The sequence below is a fragment of the Pseudomonas sp. Irchel 3H7 genome (genome assembly GCF_900187605.1).
In the GTDB taxonomy this organism is placed as follows: Bacteria; Pseudomonadota; Gammaproteobacteria; order Pseudomonadales; family Pseudomonadaceae; genus Aquipseudomonas.
The window spans coordinates 1-15,993 of the sequence record NZ_FYEA01000014.1; the positions used below are offsets into that span (position 1 = coordinate 1).

Sequence of the window (15,993 nt, forward strand, 5' to 3'; positions counted from 1 at the left end):
GGTCAGAGCGATCGCGCTGCACCGTCAGACGGTTGCCATAGCCATCGCTGATCGCCGTCAGCCGTCCTGCACGAAAGTGATAAAAGCGCGCTGTTTCCCCGGCCAGCGCGAGGATCAGCTCCTCCGGTTCATCCCCCAGAAAGATCGCCGCCCGCGACAGACTGTTGTGAATCGCCGGTCTTTCAACGCTCGGCAACGGAAACCGCGTACGACGGTTTTCGTGATCGACCCAAACAACCTCATCAGCGAAAAACTCCAGCCGATGCGCCAGCGAATGACTCCAGCCAAACCCCAACCCGACATCGATTTCGGCGGCACTGCTGCGATACAACCGCGTGAACTCAAACGGCAACACGCCATCGAGCACCGCATCGCTCAGGGTCAGCAGTTCTTCACCGGTGACCATCGACACCGGGCAGCCGTTGGTGCAGGTGCGCGGCACGCAATCGGCGCTGTCGCCGTTGGGGTTTTTCGCCTGATCCGGCGAGTCGTCGTGAGGCTCGTCTTTCTTCAACAAGGTGTTGCGCTGCGCATTCCAGCGCAATTGCATCCGGCCCTTTTTCACCCCGGTGGCGATGCCTCGGGCGGCAACGCTTTTGTATTGATCGACGTATTTGATGAACCCTTCGACGATGCCGAACATCGCCTTCACCAAACGCTTCACCGCCGACAGCAATTGCACGGCGCGATCCGCCAGACGCAGCGTCAGATAAGCGATGCCTGCGCCACCACTGACAAACGTCAAGACAACGCTGATCAGCACATCGATGAGCATCTGCACCATCATCATCGACGCCGCTTCCGCCGTTTTGCCGGCAACTTCACTGGGCGGCAGCATCTCCAGCCAAAGGCTGGCAGTGCGCAGCAATAAGCACAGTGCAGCTTCGTCACTGACCAGCAGTTGCAGCTTCTCCATGACCTCGGGCGCAGTTTTCGCCAGCTCGATCAGATCTGCCGCGCCACTGCCCAAGCGCTCAGCAAACTGGCCGGGATCCTTGAGAATGTCCGAGAGCAAACCAATGCTGTCCCACACCCCCTCGATGGCCGCCCAGCTCCCGGCGAGCATGCCGTTGCCTGCCGCCGTCGCCACCGACTGCGACCACTGCGGCTTGAAACTCTTCCATTCACTGCGTAGCCAGCCATCCAGCTCAGCGGTCAGGCCGTCATAAGCTTTGAAAAGGTCCTCGACCTGATCCGGAGTGACATCGCTGTGCACCTGCACCCGGTAGAACCTGCCAGGTATTCCTTTGAAAGAGCCCTTGCCTTGCTCATCAAGGGTGATAGGGGTGGTTACGCCACCGTCCATGGCGATCACATCGACCACGATGTTGCCCAGCGGAATGTCGTAGACCGACTCGAACTTGCTCTCGATTTGCATCAACCCGCCCTTCGGGCACTGGACGACACCTGAGAAAAATTCGTTGTCGGTGCTGCTGACGGCAGTGCTATCGGAGCCGAAGCGAATGATCCGCTCCATGCCCATCAGCGACGGCAGATCCGCAGCGTGGCTGACCTTGTCCGCCGCGTGACTGGCCCAATGCTTGAGCTGTTCGCGGTAAATACTGAGGGTGGCGGGAAAGCTGTCGAGTGCTTGCTCGATGCGGGTGACGGCGTCCATCAGCGCACGCGGGTGTGCGAAGTGGACTGAATAAGCGGATCAAACATGAGCGTTCCCTCGCGCAAAAATTAGGCGCGGGAACTGTGCGGGGGATCAATCAGGAAAGAAGTCAGGCAAGTAGGCGATGACTGTAGGACTTATCTGTAAAGCATCACCAGCAGCTAAACAGGTGCACAGAAACGCAAACGCGGCGTGAGGAAAACCTCACGCCGCGTTTATCGTGCGGACACAAATGGATTTACTGCGTTGAATCCCGAGCGCTCAGCTCTTTCAATTTGAGCTCAGCCAACGGATGCCCGGCTTTGGCAGCCATCCCCCACCAGCGTGCGGCTTCGACAGGGTCCGGGAGTTTACCCAGCGTCCCGGCCAGACTGATCACACCGACCTGATAAGCCGCTTTGCCATCGCCTGCGAGCGCCGCCAAGCGCAACAGGCGCACACCTTCTTCACGCGCGCCCCAGCCGACACCGCGAAAGGTCAGGATGTGCCCATAGAAGCTCTGCGCACCGACATCGCCAAGGTTGGCCATGCGCGCAAACTGCCCTTCGAGCCAGCGCCAGCCACGCGGTTGTCGAACGAACCATGACCAGTGAAACAGCCGACGGGCCAGCCAGTAACTGGCCCGCGCCTTGAGTCGTAAAAACACTCAGGCCTCCGCCGATTCCGGGTACTCGTATTCAAAAACACGGACAACTTCCGAAGCATGCCAAGAGGCCGCAGCAACACCATCGGACGGCCCGGAAAAACGCCCCAGACGTTCAACACACTCAAAGAAACCGGTACGCGGCAGGCGACTGGCACCTTGGCTGATCACCAGTGAACTGCGCAACGGTTGTTCGGCCTTGGCATCCAGCGCGGCCAGATGCTCAAGCGCGGCGGTCAAGGTTTGCATGGCCGGTGTCGGCAATTGCAAACGCTCGAGCAAGGCCCGATAAGTCAGTAGATGGCGCTGACGGCGCGCTTGATCCAGTTCTCCGAGCAATCCGTCCCAATGTTGACGACTGATGCGTACGCTCACGATTCATCCCTCCACCCTGGCACCGTCAATTCCCAGGCCAGGCTGCGGCGAATCGCGGCGTCGGGCTGACGCTCGCCACTTTCGATCATGGCCAGATAAGACGGGCTGATGCCTACCGTGCGGGCCAACGCCTCAATGGCGATGCCCTTCCCTTCGCGCAAACTGCGTAGTTGATCCAGACCTGGAAGAATCGTGTCTGGTGAGGCCGCGAGCGGCGTAGGTGCCGGACGCGACGGTGTTTCATTAATGCCTGCTGCTTTTAGTAGAGCCTGATACTGAGCCCACGGCAGAACCGCGTATTCGGGTTCGCCATCGCGTGCAATTATCTGAATATCCATGACTACCCCGTAGGACAACAACACTTAGCGAGTCGGCACTTTTCCCTAGAAGTGTAATCCTAACAGCGGCCAAGGTCGCGGGGGGTATCTATCTGTAGGCGGGTGTTGAGGAATCAGGTTTTTTTCGGCCCCTGAAGTTGCAGTTGCTCGGGGGTATCCGGCAGGCGTTCGACGACTGCGAGCTTTTCCGGTTGCTGACGATTGCGCCACAGGCGAAAGGCATTGAGCTCATCGTCGAGGGTTTTCATCAGCCAGGCGAGGACGGCGATGTCGTCGAGCATGCCGAATACGGGAATGAAATCCGGAATCGCATCCACCGGACTGAGGAAATACATCAAACCCGCCACCACCGACACCAGCGCTTTGCCACTGATGGCCCGGTACTCGCCGCGCCAATAGGCCAGGCACAAAGCCTGGAGTAAACGTAAATCGTCCTTGAGTTTACCGAGGCGATTGCCCTGCGCAGCGCCTTTGCTGGCAACCGCAAACAATAAGGTCGGCAAACGGCCGCGTGCGAGCAGGCGGCCGGCCAAGGGCAGGAATCGAGCAAAATTCCACGGAGCTTTCATCTATTCCTCCCGTTGAAATGTTATCCACACAAATTGTGGATAACCTTGTGAACAGAGCTGCATTTCAGCGCTGAAAGCCCCGTTTCATAAGGGCTGCGCTCAGATCGGGCGTTTTTTACTCACATAAAAAACCCCAATATTTCATTGACTTGGCTGCTCAGGGCGGCTAGCGATGGCAGTCTCATTGGCTATGACTCTCCCGACCGCCATCGGTTCGCTCTGTTTACCCTTGCCAGGGTCCAGATGCAACAACGCCCCGCATAAGCGAGGCGTTGTTGTTGAAGCCTTTACCAATTACTTGGCAGCAGCGGCTTCTTTGGCTGGATCCTTGATGGCCAGCAGTTCCAGGTCGAAGACCAGAACCGAGTTGGCCGGGATTGCCGGGCTTGGCGACTGAGCGCCATAAGCCAGATCGCTAGGGATGTACAGTTTGTACTTCTCGCCAACGTGCATCAGTTGCAGACCTTCAACCCAACCCGGAATCACGCCGCTTACCGGCAGATCGATCGGGCTGCCGCGCTCGACGGAGCTGTCGAATACGGTGCCGTTGGTCAGCTTGCCGGTGTAGTGAACAGTCACTACGTCAGTCGGCTTGGGCTGTGGGCCGTCGGCTTTCTTGACCACTTCGTATTGCAGGCCGGAAGCAGTGGTGGTTACACCCGCCTTCTTGCCGTTTTCTTCGAGGAACTTCTTGCCAGCCGCAGCCGACTCTTCGCTCATTTTGGCCATACGCTCTTCAGCACGCTTTTGCAGCGCGGCGAAGGCTTCGACCAGTTCTTCATCTTTCAGCTTCTGTTCTTTCTTGCCGACGGCATCTTCGATGCCCTGGGCTACCGCTTTGGAGTCCAGATCATCCATGCCTTCCTGAGCCAGGCTCTTGCCCATGTTCAGGCCGATACCGTAGGAAGCTTTTTGCGCCGGGGTTTTCAGCTCTACGCTGGTCTGCGAATCACAACCCGCGAGGACCAGGCTAACCAGGGCAACCGCCGCCGCCAACCGATGCTGTTTCATGCTATTTCCTTGTTCATGCGCCGAAAGGGCAATCGAGTAAAGCCGCGAGCTTATCAGGCCGCCACGACCAATGGCTACCGGCATGAGAGCAGGAAACTTCCGATAAGTTCAGGGATTAAAACGCATCGAGGCGAAGCGACGATGAAGCTTCTGTAATCTTGTCCCGACAATCAGCGTCGTTCCTTCTTGCATCATCTGGCGTAATGGCCACTTGCCGCATGGGGGCGTGCTCAGGCATAACAGCGGAACAAATCGACAAGGATGTTTATCTTGCGCCTCTTATTCCGTGTGCTGACCCTGATCGTCGTGCTGCTGGGACTGGTTCTTGCTGTGGTCCTGTATTACGTCGCCAACCCGAAATTGCCCTTCTACACCCCCGCCGAGCAGGTGCATTACCTCGATCAGTGGAGTGACGAAGACCGGCAAACCTACTATTTCACGCCTCAGGGTACGCAGGTCAAAGGCCTTCGCTACGAGTGGTTCCAGGCCTTGGAGCTGCCTTTTTCTGAACAGCGTTTCGCGTCCTCCGATTACCTCGCGCGCTTCGGTTTTCTGATTGATCCGCAGCACAAAGCCACGGCGAACAACCCCGGCAACCTCCCCGTCGGTTTTGCCCGCCATCAGAATCCCGGCAGCTCTGAGCAATATCTGGACATTACTTGCGCCGCTTGCCACACCGGCGAATTGCGCATCAACGGCCAGGCCGTGCGAATTGACGGGGGTACCGCGCAACATGTGTTGCCTTCCAGTGTTCCTACTTTGCGTGGTGGCAGTTTCGGACAGGCATTGGTGGCAAGTCTGACCGCGACTTACTACAACCCATGGAAATTCGAACGTTTTGCCAGAACCGTGCTGGGCGACGAATACGACACGCGTCACGAGCAATTGCGCAAAGACTTCAAAACCTCACTGAATACTTTCCTCAAAGTCGCCTGGAACGATACCCATCGCGGCCTCTACCCGACCGAAGAAGGTCCCGGCCGCGCCGATGCTTTCGGACGCATTGCCAATGCGACGTTTGGCGATGCGATTTCCCCCGTCAACTACCGCGTGGCCAATGCTCCGGTGGATTACCCGCAGCTCTGGGACATGTGGACGTTCGATTGGGTGCAGTGGAACGGCTCGGCGCAGCAACCAATGGCGCGCAATATCGGTGAAGCGTTAGGCGTCGGCGCCACCCTGAATTTTTTCGATGCCAACGGCCAGCCGCTGCAAGGCGAAGCACGCTATGCCTCCAGCGTGCGCGTGCGTGATCTGCACAAAATCGAAGAAACCCTGCAAAGACTCAAGCCGCCAGCCTGGCCAGAGGATCTGTTTGGCGCCATCGACAAACCCTTGGCAGCCAAGGGCCGCACGCTATTTGTCGAGAACTGCGCCGGTTGTCACGTACCGCGCCAGACTCAGGAAGGTGAGCGCTGGGTGCAGCATTTGCACATGCTGCCGGTCAATGTCATCGGCACCGACCCGACCGCTGCCGACAATATCGCCAACCACCGTTTCGACCTGACAGCCCTGCAGTGGGATCTGAAAGAACTGGAAAAAATGGACGTCAAACTGCATCCGACACCCAAGGAGCCACTGGATTTGAGCCAGTTATCGGTGGCCAAGGGCTTGGCTTACGTCACCGCTTTCGTCGAAGACCGCGGCTATCGCGAAGCCAACGTCACGCCACAGGAAAAACCACGCATGGACGGCTTTGGCCTGCCGATCGGCGTTCGCGAAAAAGTCGCTTACAAGGCCCGCCCGCTGGCCGGTATCTGGGCCACCGCTCCGTTCCTGCACAACGGTTCGGTACCGAACATCTATCAGTTGCTGTCGCCGCAGGATGAGCGCGCCACAACCTTCTTCAAAGGCACCTTTGAATACGATCCGCGACATCTGGGGTATCGCACCGAAGCGTTTACCAATGGCTTCCTGTTCGATACGCGGATCACCGGCAACCACAACAGCGGCCATGAGTTCCGCGCCGGCGAACGTGGCAACGGCGTGATTGGCCGGCTATTGCAGCCCGAAGAACGCTGGGCGCTTCTTGAGTACCTGAAAGTCCTCGGCGGCCCACTGGAGGCGCAACTGCCATGATCTCAACCTTCAAGAAAGAACAGTCGCTGCTGGCCAGAATCTGGTTGTGGCTGGGTCGTTTGCTGGGCAAGGTTCTGTTGATAGCGCTTGTCATCGGCTTGCTCGGCTGGGCCATCGCTACGGTCTGGTTTGCCTGGCAACACCGTGGCCCGGTGTCGGCGCAGGAGCAGATTCCCACCGGCGAAGCGGCGATGACCCAGGACGTGATCCAGACCGCCGTACGCATCGTCGATCAACACCGAGAAAGCACACGGTATCTGCGCGACGCCCATGCCAAGGCTCATGGTTGTGTAAAAGCTCAGGTGCAGGTGTTGCCGCAACTGGCGCAGTCGCTGCGACAAGGCGTATTCAGTGAGCCCGGCAAAACCTGGCAAGCGATGATTCGCCTGTCCAATGGCAATGCCTACCCACAGTTCGACAGCCTTCGCGACGCGCGGGGCATGGCGATCAAACTGCTGGACGTATCGGGAAAACAGCTGCTTGGCAATCGCCAGTCACAGCCTGAGCAGGATTTCGTGATGTTCAGCCACCCGAACTTTTTTGTCAGCGATGTCGCCGAGTACCGTCAGAATGTGGCGGCGCAGGCTGACGGCAAAAAGGTCATGGCGTTTTTCCCCGGCTGGGATCCGCGCAGCTGGCAGATCCGCCATTTGTTTATTGCCTTGGCAACGCTATCGCCGCCACCGGACAGCCCGACAGCGACGACATACTTTTCGGTTTCGCCCTACAAGTTCGGGGAAGCCAATGCAAAGTTTCGTGTTGCACCCGATCCGGACAGTTGCCCTGCCTATACACTGCCCAAACAGAACCACGACCTGCCGAATTTCCTGCGCAGCGCTTTGACTCAGCAGTTGTCGACGGACCGGATACCAGCCTGTTTCGTACTGCAGATCCAGCGCCAGGATGCCAACAAGTACATGCCGATCGAAGACACCAGCATCGAATGGCGCGAGCAGGACTCACCCTTTGAAACGGTCGCGCGAATTACCCTGCCGCCGCAGGATTTCGATACCCCGGCGCTAAATCTGGCGTGTGACAACCTTTCGTTTAATCCGTGGTTCGGGCTTGAGGCGCATCGGCCGATTGGCGGGATCAACCGCTTGCGTAAAGCGGTATATGAGGCAGTGAGCAACTATCGACACAGCCAAAATGCTGCGCAGTAGCACGGTGTCATGACACCGTGGAAACTTGAAATCAACAAATCCGGGACAGCAAAAAGCCCGCACTAGGCGGGCTTTCTGTGGAATCTGGCGTTCAGTGTTCCAGATTCCGAATATGGCGCAGCGGACGGGACTCGAACCCGCGACCCCCGGCGTGACAGGCCGGTATTCTAACCGACTGAACTACCGCTGCGCGAAACGCTTGAAACGAATGGTGGGTGATGACGGGATCGAACCGCCGACATTCTGCTTGTAAGGCAGACGCTCTCCCAGCTGAGCTAATCACCCTTCGCTTCGTTACGGGACGCATTATGCCACAAGTTTTCGTAAAGTGTTGATTTAATTGAAGTTTTTTTCAAATAAATCCGAAAACCGGTAAAACGACACATCCCGCGGGTACAACCTTGGAGCAGAAAAAAACCCGCCTTGGCGGGTTTTTCCGTGGTGACCTGGCGTTCAGTGGTCCAGGTTACCGAATATGGCGCAGCGGACGGGACTCGAACCCGCGACCCCCGGCGTGACAGGCCGGTATTCTAACCGACTGAACTACCGCTGCGCTAAACACTTGAAACGAATGGTGGGTGATGACGGGATCGAACCGCCGACATTCTGCTTGTAAGGCAGACGCTCTCCCAGCTGAGCTAATCACCCTTCGCTTCGGTGTGGCGCGCATTCTACGGAGCGACCCAACCTCTGGCAAGCACTTTTTTAAATAATTTTCTCAGGCCTTCCAAAGGCTTAGAGAAGGGTTGGCCTATGAGACGGCGAAGACAATAATGCCCCCCTTTGTATAAAGGAGAGACTCACCCCATGTGGTTCAAAAACCTGCTTATCTATCGCCTGACCCAAGACCTGCCTGTCGATGCCGAGGCGCTGGAAACTGCACTGGCCACCAAACTGGCGCGTCCATGTGCAAGCCAGGAGTTGACCACCTACGGTTTCGTCGCGCCGTTCGGCAAAGGCGAAGATGCTCCATTGGTGCACGTCAGCGGTGACTTCCTGCTGATTTCCGCGCGTAAAGAAGAACGCATTCTGCCGGGCAGCGTCGTGCGTGACGCGGTCAAGGAAAAGGTCGAAGAGATCGAAGCCGAGCAGATGCGCAAGGTCTATAAGAAGGAACGCGATCAGATCAAGGATGAAATCATCCAGGCGTTCCTGCCGCGCGCCTTTATTCGTCGCTCGTCGACCTTCGCCGCCATCGCGCCGAAACAGGGCCTGATTCTGGTCAACTCGGCCAGCCCGAAACGCGCTGAAGACCTGCTGTCGACCCTGCGTGAAGTGATCGGCACCCTGCCCGTCCGTCCGCTGACGGTAAAAATGTCGCCTACCGCGACCATGACCGAATGGGTCACCACGCAGAAAGCTGCCGACGACTTCTATGTGCTGGACGAATGCGAGCTGCGCGACACCCACGAAGACGGCGGCATCGTCCGTTGCAAGCGTCAGGACCTGACCAGCGAAGAAATCCAGCTGCACCTGAGCACTGGCAAAGTGGTTACGCAACTGTCGCTGGCCTGGCAGGACAAGCTGTCGTTCATGCTCGATGACAAGATGACTGTTAAACGTCTGAAGTTCGAAGATCTGTTGCAGGATCAGGCGGAGCAGGACGGTGGCGATGAAGCGCTGGGGCAACTGGATGCCAGCTTCACGCTGATGATGCTGACCTTTGGCGATTTCCTGCCGGCGCTGGTGGAAGCGTTGGGTGGGGAAGAGACTCCGCAGGGGATCTGATCGGTTTTTTGTGTGAACGCTTAAAAGATCGCAGCCTTCGGCAGCTCCTACAAAGGACGTGTTTTTCTGTAGGAGCTGCCGGAGGCTGCGATCTTTTTGCTGGCGACGTATGCTTAGCTTCCTAACGCTTTCACATAATAAGGATCAAGCCATGCGCGCACTGGCTGCACTCAGCCGCTTTGTCGGCAATACCTTCGCTTACTGGGTTCTGATTTTCGCGGTGATTGCGTTCCTGCAACCGGCGTGGTTCCTCGGCCTCAAAGGCGCGATCGTACCGTTGCTGGGCCTGGTGATGTTCGGCATGGGCCTGACCCTCAAACTTGACGACTTCGCTGCCGTCGCCCGCCATCCGTGGCGCGTGGCGCTGGGCGTAGTCGCGCATTTCGTGATCATGCCCGGTGTGGCGTGGTTGCTCTGCCAAGTGTTCCACCTGCCGCCGGAAATTGCCGTCGGAGTAATTCTGGTCGGTTGCTGCCCGAGCGGCACTTCGTCCAACGTCATGACTTGGCTGGCTCGCGGCGATCTGGCGTTATCGGTGGCCATTGCCGCCGTCACCACCCTCCTCGCCCCACTGCTGACCCCGGCGCTGATCTGGCTGCTGGCTTCGGCGTGGTTGCCGGTGTCGTTCATGGAGCTGTTCTGGTCGATCCTGCAAGTGGTGTTGCTACCGATCATTCTTGGCGTGGTTGCCCAGCGTTTGCTTGGCGACAAGGTTCGTCACGCCGTCGATGTGTTGCCGCTGGTGTCGGTGGTCAGCATCGTCATTATCGTGACCGCCGTGGTGGCGGCCAGTCAGGCAAAGATCGCCGAGTCCGGCCTGTTGATCATGGCCGTGGTCATGCTGCACAACAGCTTCGGTTATTTGCTGGGCTACTTCACCGGGCGCCTGTTCAAGCTGCCGCTGGCCCAACGCAAGTCGCTGGCACTGGAGGTGGGTATGCAGAATTCGGGATTGGGCGCTGCATTGGCCAGTGCGCATTTTTCGCCATTGGCGGCGGTGCCGAGCGCGTTGTTCAGCGTTTGGCACAATATTTCCGGCGCGCTGCTGTCGACTTACTTCCGGCGCATGAGTGAAAAGGAAGATCGCGAGACCCTGGCGCAGCAAGCGGCTGACTGACCTCGAAACTTGATCCCCGGGTTAATGCTGGTCAAACTAGCGCGCAACGCGGGGACGACCCTGCGGCTCGATCGAGTTATTAATCTGGGGACGACCCCGTCTATCGATGGAGGTCTTGCATGTCCTGGATCATTCTGTTTTTCGCCGGCCTGTTCGAAGTCGGCTGGGCCGTCGGCCTGAAATACACCGACGGCTTCACCCGCCCGCTGCCCACCGTTCTGACCGTTGCGGCCATGGCCATCAGCCTTGGCCTGCTTGGCCTTGCGATGAAGGAATTGCCGCTGGGCACGGCCTATGCGATCTGGACCGGTGTCGGTGCCGTGGGCACGGTGATTGCCGGGATCATTCTGTTTGGCGAGTCGATGGCGTTGATTCGGCTGGCCAGCGTAGCGTTGATCATTACCGGGTTGATTGGCCTCAAGGTCAGCGCTTAAGCCACTAGCGCTTTCGAGCAGGCTCGCTCCCACACTCAACCGCGTTCCGTCAGAGGAATACGATCAACTGTGGGAGCGAGCCTGCTCGCGAAGAGGCCCTTAAAATCGCCGACTATCTGACGGCCCCGCGCAACTCCCCCACCAACACTTGCAACTGCGCCGGCTCAGCAGCATCCACGCCCACCGGCGCACCCGCCACCAACGTCACCCGCGACCACAACCGCCGAAACACACCTTTATTCGGATCGCGACTGAAGAAACTCCCCCACAACCCCTGCAACGCCAACGGAATCACCGGCACCGGCGTCTCCTCGATAATCCGCGTCAGCCCACCGCGGAATTCGTTCATCTCGCCATCGGCAGTCAACTTGCCTTCCGGGAAGATGCACACCAACTCACCCTCCTTCAGATATTGAGCAATGCGCGTGAAGGCCTTTTCGTAAATCTGGATGTCTTCATTACGTCCGGCAATCGGAATTGTTCCCGCTGTGCGGAAGATAAAGTTCAGCACCGGCAAGTTGTAGATCTTGTAGTACATGACAAAGCGAATCGGCCGACGCACCGCGCCGCCAATCAGCAACGCATCAACGAACGAAACGTGGTTGCACACCAGCAATGCCGCGCCTTCATCGGGAATTGCTTCAAGGTTGCGGTGCTCGACGCGGTACATGGAATGGCTGAGTAGCCAGATCATGAAACGCATGCTGAACTCGGGGACGATCTTGAAGATGTAGGCGTTGACGCCGATATTCAGCAGCGACACCACGAGGAACAACTGCGGGATCGACAGCTTGGCCACGCTCAGCAGCACGATCGAGACGATGGCTGATACCACCATAAACAACGCGTTGAGAATGTTGTTGGCGGCAATCACCCGCGCCCGCTCATTCTCGGCAGTGCGCGACTGGATCAAGGCATACAGCGGCACGATGTAGAAACCACCGAAGATGCCGAGGCCGAGAATATCGACCAACACCGCCCAGGTGTGCACGAAGCCCAGCACCTCAATCCAGCTATGGCCAGTGACACTGTCGGGAATTCCGCCGGAGTGCCACCAGAGCAGCAGGCCGAACACAGTCAGACCAAATGAGCCGAACGGCACCAGACCGATCTCGACCTTGCGCCCGGACAGCTTCTCGCAAAGCATCGAACCCAGCGCAATACCGACCGAGAACACCGTGAGAATCAGCGTTACAACGGTTTCATCGCCGTGCATCCATTCCTTGGCGTAAGCCGGAATCTGCGTCAGATAAATCGCCCCGACAAACCAGAACCACGAGTTGCCGACAATCGAGCGTGACACCGCCGGAGTCTGGCCCAGGCCGAGTTTCAACGTCGCCCACGACTGGCTGAAGATGTTCCAGTTCAGGCGCATTTCCGGGGAGGACGCCGCTGCACGGGGAATGCTGCGGCTGGCCAGATAGCCCAGCACGGCAATCCCGACGATCGCGCAGGACACCAACGGCGCATAGTGACTCGAAGACATGATGACCCCGGCGCCAATCGTCCCGGCGAGAATCGCCAGAAACGTGCCCATCTCCACCAGGCCGTTGCCGCCCACCAGTTCATCCTCGCGCAGCGCTTGCGGCAGGATCGAATATTTCACCGGCCCGAACAGCGCCGAATGCGTGCCCATGGCGAATAGCGCCACCAGCATCAGCGACAAATGATCGAAGAGGAAACCGACCGATCCTACGGCCATGATCGCGATTTCCGCGAGTTTGATCAGACGAATCAGCGCGTCCTTGGCGAACTTTTCGCCAAACTGCCCGGCCAGTGCCGAGAACAGGAAAAACGGCAGGATAAACAGCAACGCACACAGGTTGACCCAGATCGAACGGTCACCCTCGATGGTCAGCCGATAGAGAATGGCGAGGATCAGCGACTGTTTGAACACGTTGTCGTTGAAGGCGCCGAGCGACTGCGTGATGAAGAACGGCAAGAAGCGCCGGGTGCGCAGCAGGTTGAACTGTGAGGGGTGACTCATCTTCCGTGTTTCCCTGATGTTTAAGGTAGAGAGGCCTGGGTACTGCTTATTGGATTCTCGAAGCGCGATCCAGGCCACACCTTACCTAAACTTTTCAGGTTATTTCTTCAAACCTGCAATGCACGGCGAGACAAACAGCTCGCCACGCCAGGCGCCCTGCACGGTGCGTTTACCGACGATCAGCCACATCACCGCCAGCAACATCACCAACAGCGTGCCGACGACGCTGAAAAACGTCAGGTTCAAGGTGCTCGCCAGTTTCAGGGTTGCCAGCGAATACACGCCCAACGGAAAGGTGAATCCCCACCAGCCAAGGTTGAACGGGATGCCGTCACGCAAATACCGCACGGTGATCAGCAGCGCCATCAGCATCCACCACAGCCCAAAGCCCCACAGGGTAATGCCGGCAATGAGTCCCAGACCCGAGGCGATCTCGCCGATGCCCGGCAGACCGTTGGCCGCGAAGATCGCTGGCGCATCACCGCCGAGCAGCAACATGCCCAGCGCACCGGTACCGATCGGACCGAGGGCCAACCAGCTCGAAGCGGCCATGTTTTCGTGGGGCAGTTTATGCAGGGCCATGCGCAGCAGCAGGATCGTCAGAATGCTGAACGCTACCGGCAGGGAAAAAGCCCAGAGCACGTAGCTTGTCGTCAGTACCACCAGTTGCGAGTGGGCATCGTTGAGATGCGGCGCGAGCAAACCACCGCTGGCCGCTGCCACTTCGGCTGCGACGACCGGCAACAGCCAAACGGCGGTCATCTGGTCGATGCTGTGTTCCTGACGGGTAAACATCATGTACGGAATCAACACGCCGCAAGCCAGTGACATGGCCACATCAATCCACCACAGCACTTCGGCAAGATGAATCACACCGTCGCCCCAGCGCGGCAGGCCGAACAGCAGAAATCCGTTGATGATCGTCGCGAGACCCATGGGAATCGTGCCGAAGAACATCGACACGGTGGAGTGGCCGAAAATCCGCCGCGCTTCATCGAAGAACAAGATCCAGCGTGCGGCATAGGCAGCGGCAAACACGCTGAACAACAGAATGTTGAACAACCACAAACCTTCAGCGATGGCGTGCAGGCCTGAAATGGCCAAAGGCAATTGCGCCAGCGCCAACGCCAGCACACCGGTGCCCATGGTGGCAGCGAACCAGTTCGGGGTGAACTGACGGATGACTTCGCGTGGATGCTGAAGCTGGCTGAACGGCTTGATGCCGGGTTTGGCGCTATTGGGGCAAATCATCATGAACTCCTGTCCTCTGGTGAGGTTGAGTCCATGGTAGAACCGAATCGAATATCTATATAACGGGTAATATCTCTAACTGTTATCTGTTTTACCAATAAGCATTCAGACGCTACCCTCGCTCTCGATCACCAGAATCCGCGCAGAGCCTTGCGGATGGGCGACGTGCTCGGTGCCGACGCTCGCATAGAAGATGTCACCGACATCCAGCTGCACCTGTTTTTCTTCGCCCAGTTCGCGGTAATGCATCAGCACTTGCCCATCCAGCACCACAAACACTTCCTCGCCGTCGTTGATGTGCCATTTGTACGGCTGATCGGTCCAGTGCAGGCGCGTGGTGATGCCGTTCATGTTGGCGATGTCCAGCGCACCCCAGGCGCGCTCGGCGGTGAAGGTTTTGCTGCGAATAATCTTCATGAGTCGATCCGTGAGAAGAAGGCGCGCCAAGGCTAACCGAAACCGCAGTGATTATGGAGCGCGGCACACTTTGGCTGGCGCAGGACGCAGGCTGAGCAACAACGCGGCGACAGCCAACACGATCAAAATCGCCCCGTAACCATCGGTGGTCGCCAGCAATCCGTAGCTGCGCGACAAGTGCCCGGCGAGCAACGCCGGCAGGCAGAACGCCAGATAACTGAGCACGTAATACGCGGCCATCAACCCCGCGCGCTTATGGGCCAAGGCCAGCGGCACGAGGCTGCGCACCGCACCGAGAAATCCTGCACCGAAGCCCCAACCGGCCACCAGCGTGCCAAGGAAAAACAGCGACAGACTGGCGCTGTGCACACCCAGCAGAATCAACACCAGACCAATCGGCAGCAGGCTCGCGCCTAGCTGCAATGCCCGTGCGGCGGGACGATTGCGCAGGGTGAAAATCATCAATGCACCGGTCACTGTCAGGGCGGCCACGGTTTCGCCGCCGATCAGATTGGACGTCGAACCGGTGGCGGTGCGCACCAATGACGGTGCCAACGAGGCGTAGAAACCGCCCAGCGCCCACGTTGCCGTATTCAGCGGCAACACGCGCCACAAGGTGGCCCGCGCTTGAATCGGCACGTGCAATGTCGGCCGCAACGAGGCCCACGCCCCCGCTTGCGGAGTGACGCTTTCCGGTAAGCGCCAGACATAAATGCCCTGCAATACAAACAGTGCGAGCAGCAGCCAATAGCTCAGTTGCAACGGCGCCGGCGCAAATTCGGCCAGCAAACCGCAGCCCATACCGCCCAATGCCATGCCAAGCAACGGCGCCACACTGTTGATCAACGGTCCTTGCTGACGGTCGGTGTCGAGCAACGTCGCGCTTAAAACGGCGGTGGCCATGCCGGTCGCAAAACCTTGGAGTACACGCGCACTGATCAGCCAAGTCACACTGTCGGCGTAGATAAACAGCAGCATCGCCAACGCGTTGAGCACCACAGCGGTGAAGATCACCGGTTTGCGCCCGAGGTGATCAGACAGCGAGCCGACTGTTAATAGCGCCGCCAACAGACTGAGTGCATACACGCCAAAGATCAGCGTCAGCACCGCGGCCGAGAACTGCAGTTGATCCTGATAGAGGTGATACAACGGCGTCGGCGCCGTGGAGGCGGCGAGAAAACTCAGTAAAGTCATCGCCAGAAACCACAGGCGGGATCGGTTGTTAGCAAGGCTGGTCATGGGCACACTCCGCAAAAGCTAATT

At 58.3% G+C, this 15,993-nt stretch carries 15 protein-coding genes and 4 tRNA genes; 5 read left to right on the forward strand and 14 right to left on the reverse strand.

Annotated elements, in window-relative coordinates; translation table 11 throughout:
* The 6 genes from CKW38_RS24560 to CKW38_RS24585 all read right to left on the reverse strand — a co-directional run.
* On the reverse strand, positions 1–1,618 hold a 1,618-nt coding region (locus CKW38_RS24560; RefSeq protein ID WP_256588446.1), incomplete at its 3' end, for a DUF6531 domain-containing protein.
* 238 nt (positions 1,619–1,856) lie between these two features.
* Positions 1,857–2,264 (reverse strand): SEL1-like repeat protein, encoded by a 408-nt coding sequence (locus CKW38_RS24565; protein WP_095114095.1) that lies wholly within the window; start codon positions 2,262–2,264, stop codon positions 1,857–1,859.
* Entirely contained in the window at positions 2,265–2,636 is a 372-nt protein-coding gene (locus tag CKW38_RS24570) for a hypothetical protein (RefSeq protein WP_003223109.1), read from the reverse strand.
* The gene (locus CKW38_RS24575) at positions 2,633–2,974 is read right to left on the reverse strand and encodes a helix-turn-helix transcriptional regulator (RefSeq protein ID WP_007919748.1); all 342 of its coding nucleotides are present in this window, start codon (positions 2,972–2,974) and stop codon (positions 2,633–2,635) included. The genes CKW38_RS24570 and CKW38_RS24575 overlap by 4 nt, the downstream gene beginning before the upstream one ends.
* A gap of 113 nt (positions 2,975–3,087) precedes the next feature.
* Positions 3,088–3,543: a YkvA family protein gene (locus CKW38_RS24580; RefSeq protein WP_007919749.1), complete on the reverse strand. Its 456-nt coding sequence runs from the start codon at positions 3,541–3,543 to the stop codon at positions 3,088–3,090.
* A 294-nt stretch (positions 3,544–3,837) separates the two neighbouring features.
* Entirely contained in the window at positions 3,838–4,554 is a 717-nt protein-coding gene (locus CKW38_RS24585) for an FKBP-type peptidyl-prolyl cis-trans isomerase (RefSeq protein WP_007919751.1), read from the reverse strand.
* 270 nt (positions 4,555–4,824) lie between these two features.
* Between CKW38_RS24585 and CKW38_RS24590 the strand changes: the two genes are divergently transcribed.
* Positions 4,825–6,633 carry a di-heme-cytochrome C peroxidase gene (locus CKW38_RS24590; RefSeq protein WP_095114096.1) on the forward strand — a complete coding sequence of 603 codons (1,809 nt, stop codon included), beginning with the start codon at positions 4,825–4,827 and terminating at the stop codon, positions 6,631–6,633.
* Entirely contained in the window at positions 6,630–7,796 is a 1,167-nt protein-coding gene (locus CKW38_RS24595) for a catalase family protein (RefSeq protein ID WP_095114097.1), read from the forward strand. Before CKW38_RS24590 ends, CKW38_RS24595 begins: the two co-directional genes overlap by 4 nt.
* 113 nt (positions 7,797–7,909) lie before the next feature.
* Here the strand turns inward: CKW38_RS24595 and CKW38_RS24600 are convergent.
* The 4 genes from CKW38_RS24600 to CKW38_RS24615 form a co-directional block, all read right to left on the reverse strand.
* Positions 7,910–7,986: transfer RNA gene (locus CKW38_RS24600), tRNA-Asp, on the reverse strand.
* A 19-nt stretch (positions 7,987–8,005) separates the two neighbouring features.
* Positions 8,006–8,081 (reverse strand) — tRNA-Val (locus CKW38_RS24605).
* Between the two features lie 191 nt (positions 8,082–8,272).
* Positions 8,273–8,349, reverse strand: a tRNA-Asp gene (locus CKW38_RS24610).
* Between the two features lie 19 nt (positions 8,350–8,368).
* Positions 8,369–8,444 (reverse strand) — tRNA-Val (locus CKW38_RS24615).
* Between the two features lie 159 nt (positions 8,445–8,603).
* On the opposite strand from CKW38_RS24615, the gene rdgC reads away from it, so the two are divergent.
* The 3 genes from rdgC to sugE all read left to right on the forward strand — a co-directional run bounded on the left by rdgC (position 8,604) and on the right by sugE (position 11,075).
* Positions 8,604–9,524 (forward strand): recombination-associated protein RdgC, encoded by a 921-nt coding sequence (gene rdgC, locus CKW38_RS24620; RefSeq protein ID WP_007919763.1) that lies wholly within the window; start codon positions 8,604–8,606, stop codon positions 9,522–9,524.
* Between the two features lie 151 nt (positions 9,525–9,675).
* A complete protein-coding gene (locus CKW38_RS24625; protein WP_095114098.1) occupies positions 9,676–10,641 on the forward strand; it encodes a bile acid:sodium symporter family protein in 966 nt (321 codons plus the stop codon).
* Positions 10,642–10,760: 119 nt separating this feature from the next.
* Positions 10,761–11,075, forward strand: coding sequence for a quaternary ammonium compound efflux SMR transporter SugE (sugE, locus tag CKW38_RS24630; protein WP_003223093.1), 315 nt, complete (start codon positions 10,761–10,763; stop codon positions 11,073–11,075).
* Positions 11,076–11,187: 112 nt separating this feature from the next.
* Here sugE and CKW38_RS24635 read toward each other — a convergent pair whose 3' ends face one another.
* The 4 genes from CKW38_RS24635 to CKW38_RS24650 form a co-directional block, all read right to left on the reverse strand.
* Positions 11,188–13,062: an MFS transporter gene (locus CKW38_RS24635; protein WP_095114099.1), complete on the reverse strand. Its 1,875-nt coding sequence runs from the start codon at positions 13,060–13,062 to the stop codon at positions 11,188–11,190.
* 99 nt (positions 13,063–13,161) lie between these two features.
* Entirely contained in the window at positions 13,162–14,313 is a 1,152-nt protein-coding gene (locus CKW38_RS24640) for a TDT family transporter (protein WP_095114100.1), read from the reverse strand.
* Between the two features lie 105 nt (positions 14,314–14,418).
* The gene (locus CKW38_RS24645) at positions 14,419–14,730 is read right to left on the reverse strand and encodes a cupin domain-containing protein (protein ID WP_095114101.1); all 312 of its coding nucleotides are present in this window, start codon (positions 14,728–14,730) and stop codon (positions 14,419–14,421) included.
* Positions 14,731–14,781: 51 nt separating this feature from the next.
* Entirely contained in the window at positions 14,782–15,969 is a 1,188-nt protein-coding gene (locus tag CKW38_RS24650; protein ID WP_095114102.1) for an MFS transporter, read from the reverse strand.
* Between the last annotated feature and the right edge of the window lie 24 nt (positions 15,970–15,993).

Excerpts from the sequence above, each read along its gene's own strand:
- CKW38_RS24595 (WP_095114097.1), top strand. The coding sequence starts at position 6,630 with ATGATCTCAACCTTCAAGAAAGAACAGTCGCTGCTGGCCAGAATCTGG.
- CKW38_RS24575 (WP_007919748.1), bottom strand. The coding sequence starts at position 2,974 with ATGGATATTCAGATAATTGCACGCGATGGCGAACCCGAATACGCGGTT.
- CKW38_RS24585 (WP_007919751.1), bottom strand. The coding sequence starts at position 4,554 with ATGAAACAGCATCGGTTGGCGGCGGCGGTTGCCCTGGTTAGCCTGGTC.
- CKW38_RS24640 (WP_095114100.1), bottom strand. The coding sequence starts at position 14,313 with ATGATTTGCCCCAATAGCGCCAAACCCGGCATCAAGCCGTTCAGCCAG.
- CKW38_RS24635 (WP_095114099.1), bottom strand. The coding sequence starts at position 13,062 with ATGAGTCACCCCTCACAGTTCAACCTGCTGCGCACCCGGCGCTTCTTG.
- sugE (WP_003223093.1), top strand. The coding sequence starts at position 10,761 with ATGTCCTGGATCATTCTGTTTTTCGCCGGCCTGTTCGAAGTCGGCTGG.
- CKW38_RS24645 (WP_095114101.1), bottom strand. The coding sequence starts at position 14,730 with ATGAAGATTATTCGCAGCAAAACCTTCACCGCCGAGCGCGCCTGGGGT.
- CKW38_RS24650 (WP_095114102.1), bottom strand. The coding sequence starts at position 15,969 with ATGACCAGCCTTGCTAACAACCGATCCCGCCTGTGGTTTCTGGCGATG.
- CKW38_RS24580 (WP_007919749.1), bottom strand. The coding sequence starts at position 3,543 with ATGAAAGCTCCGTGGAATTTTGCTCGATTCCTGCCCTTGGCCGGCCGC.
- rdgC (WP_007919763.1), top strand. The coding sequence starts at position 8,604 with ATGTGGTTCAAAAACCTGCTTATCTATCGCCTGACCCAAGACCTGCCT.
- CKW38_RS24625 (WP_095114098.1), top strand. The coding sequence starts at position 9,676 with ATGCGCGCACTGGCTGCACTCAGCCGCTTTGTCGGCAATACCTTCGCT.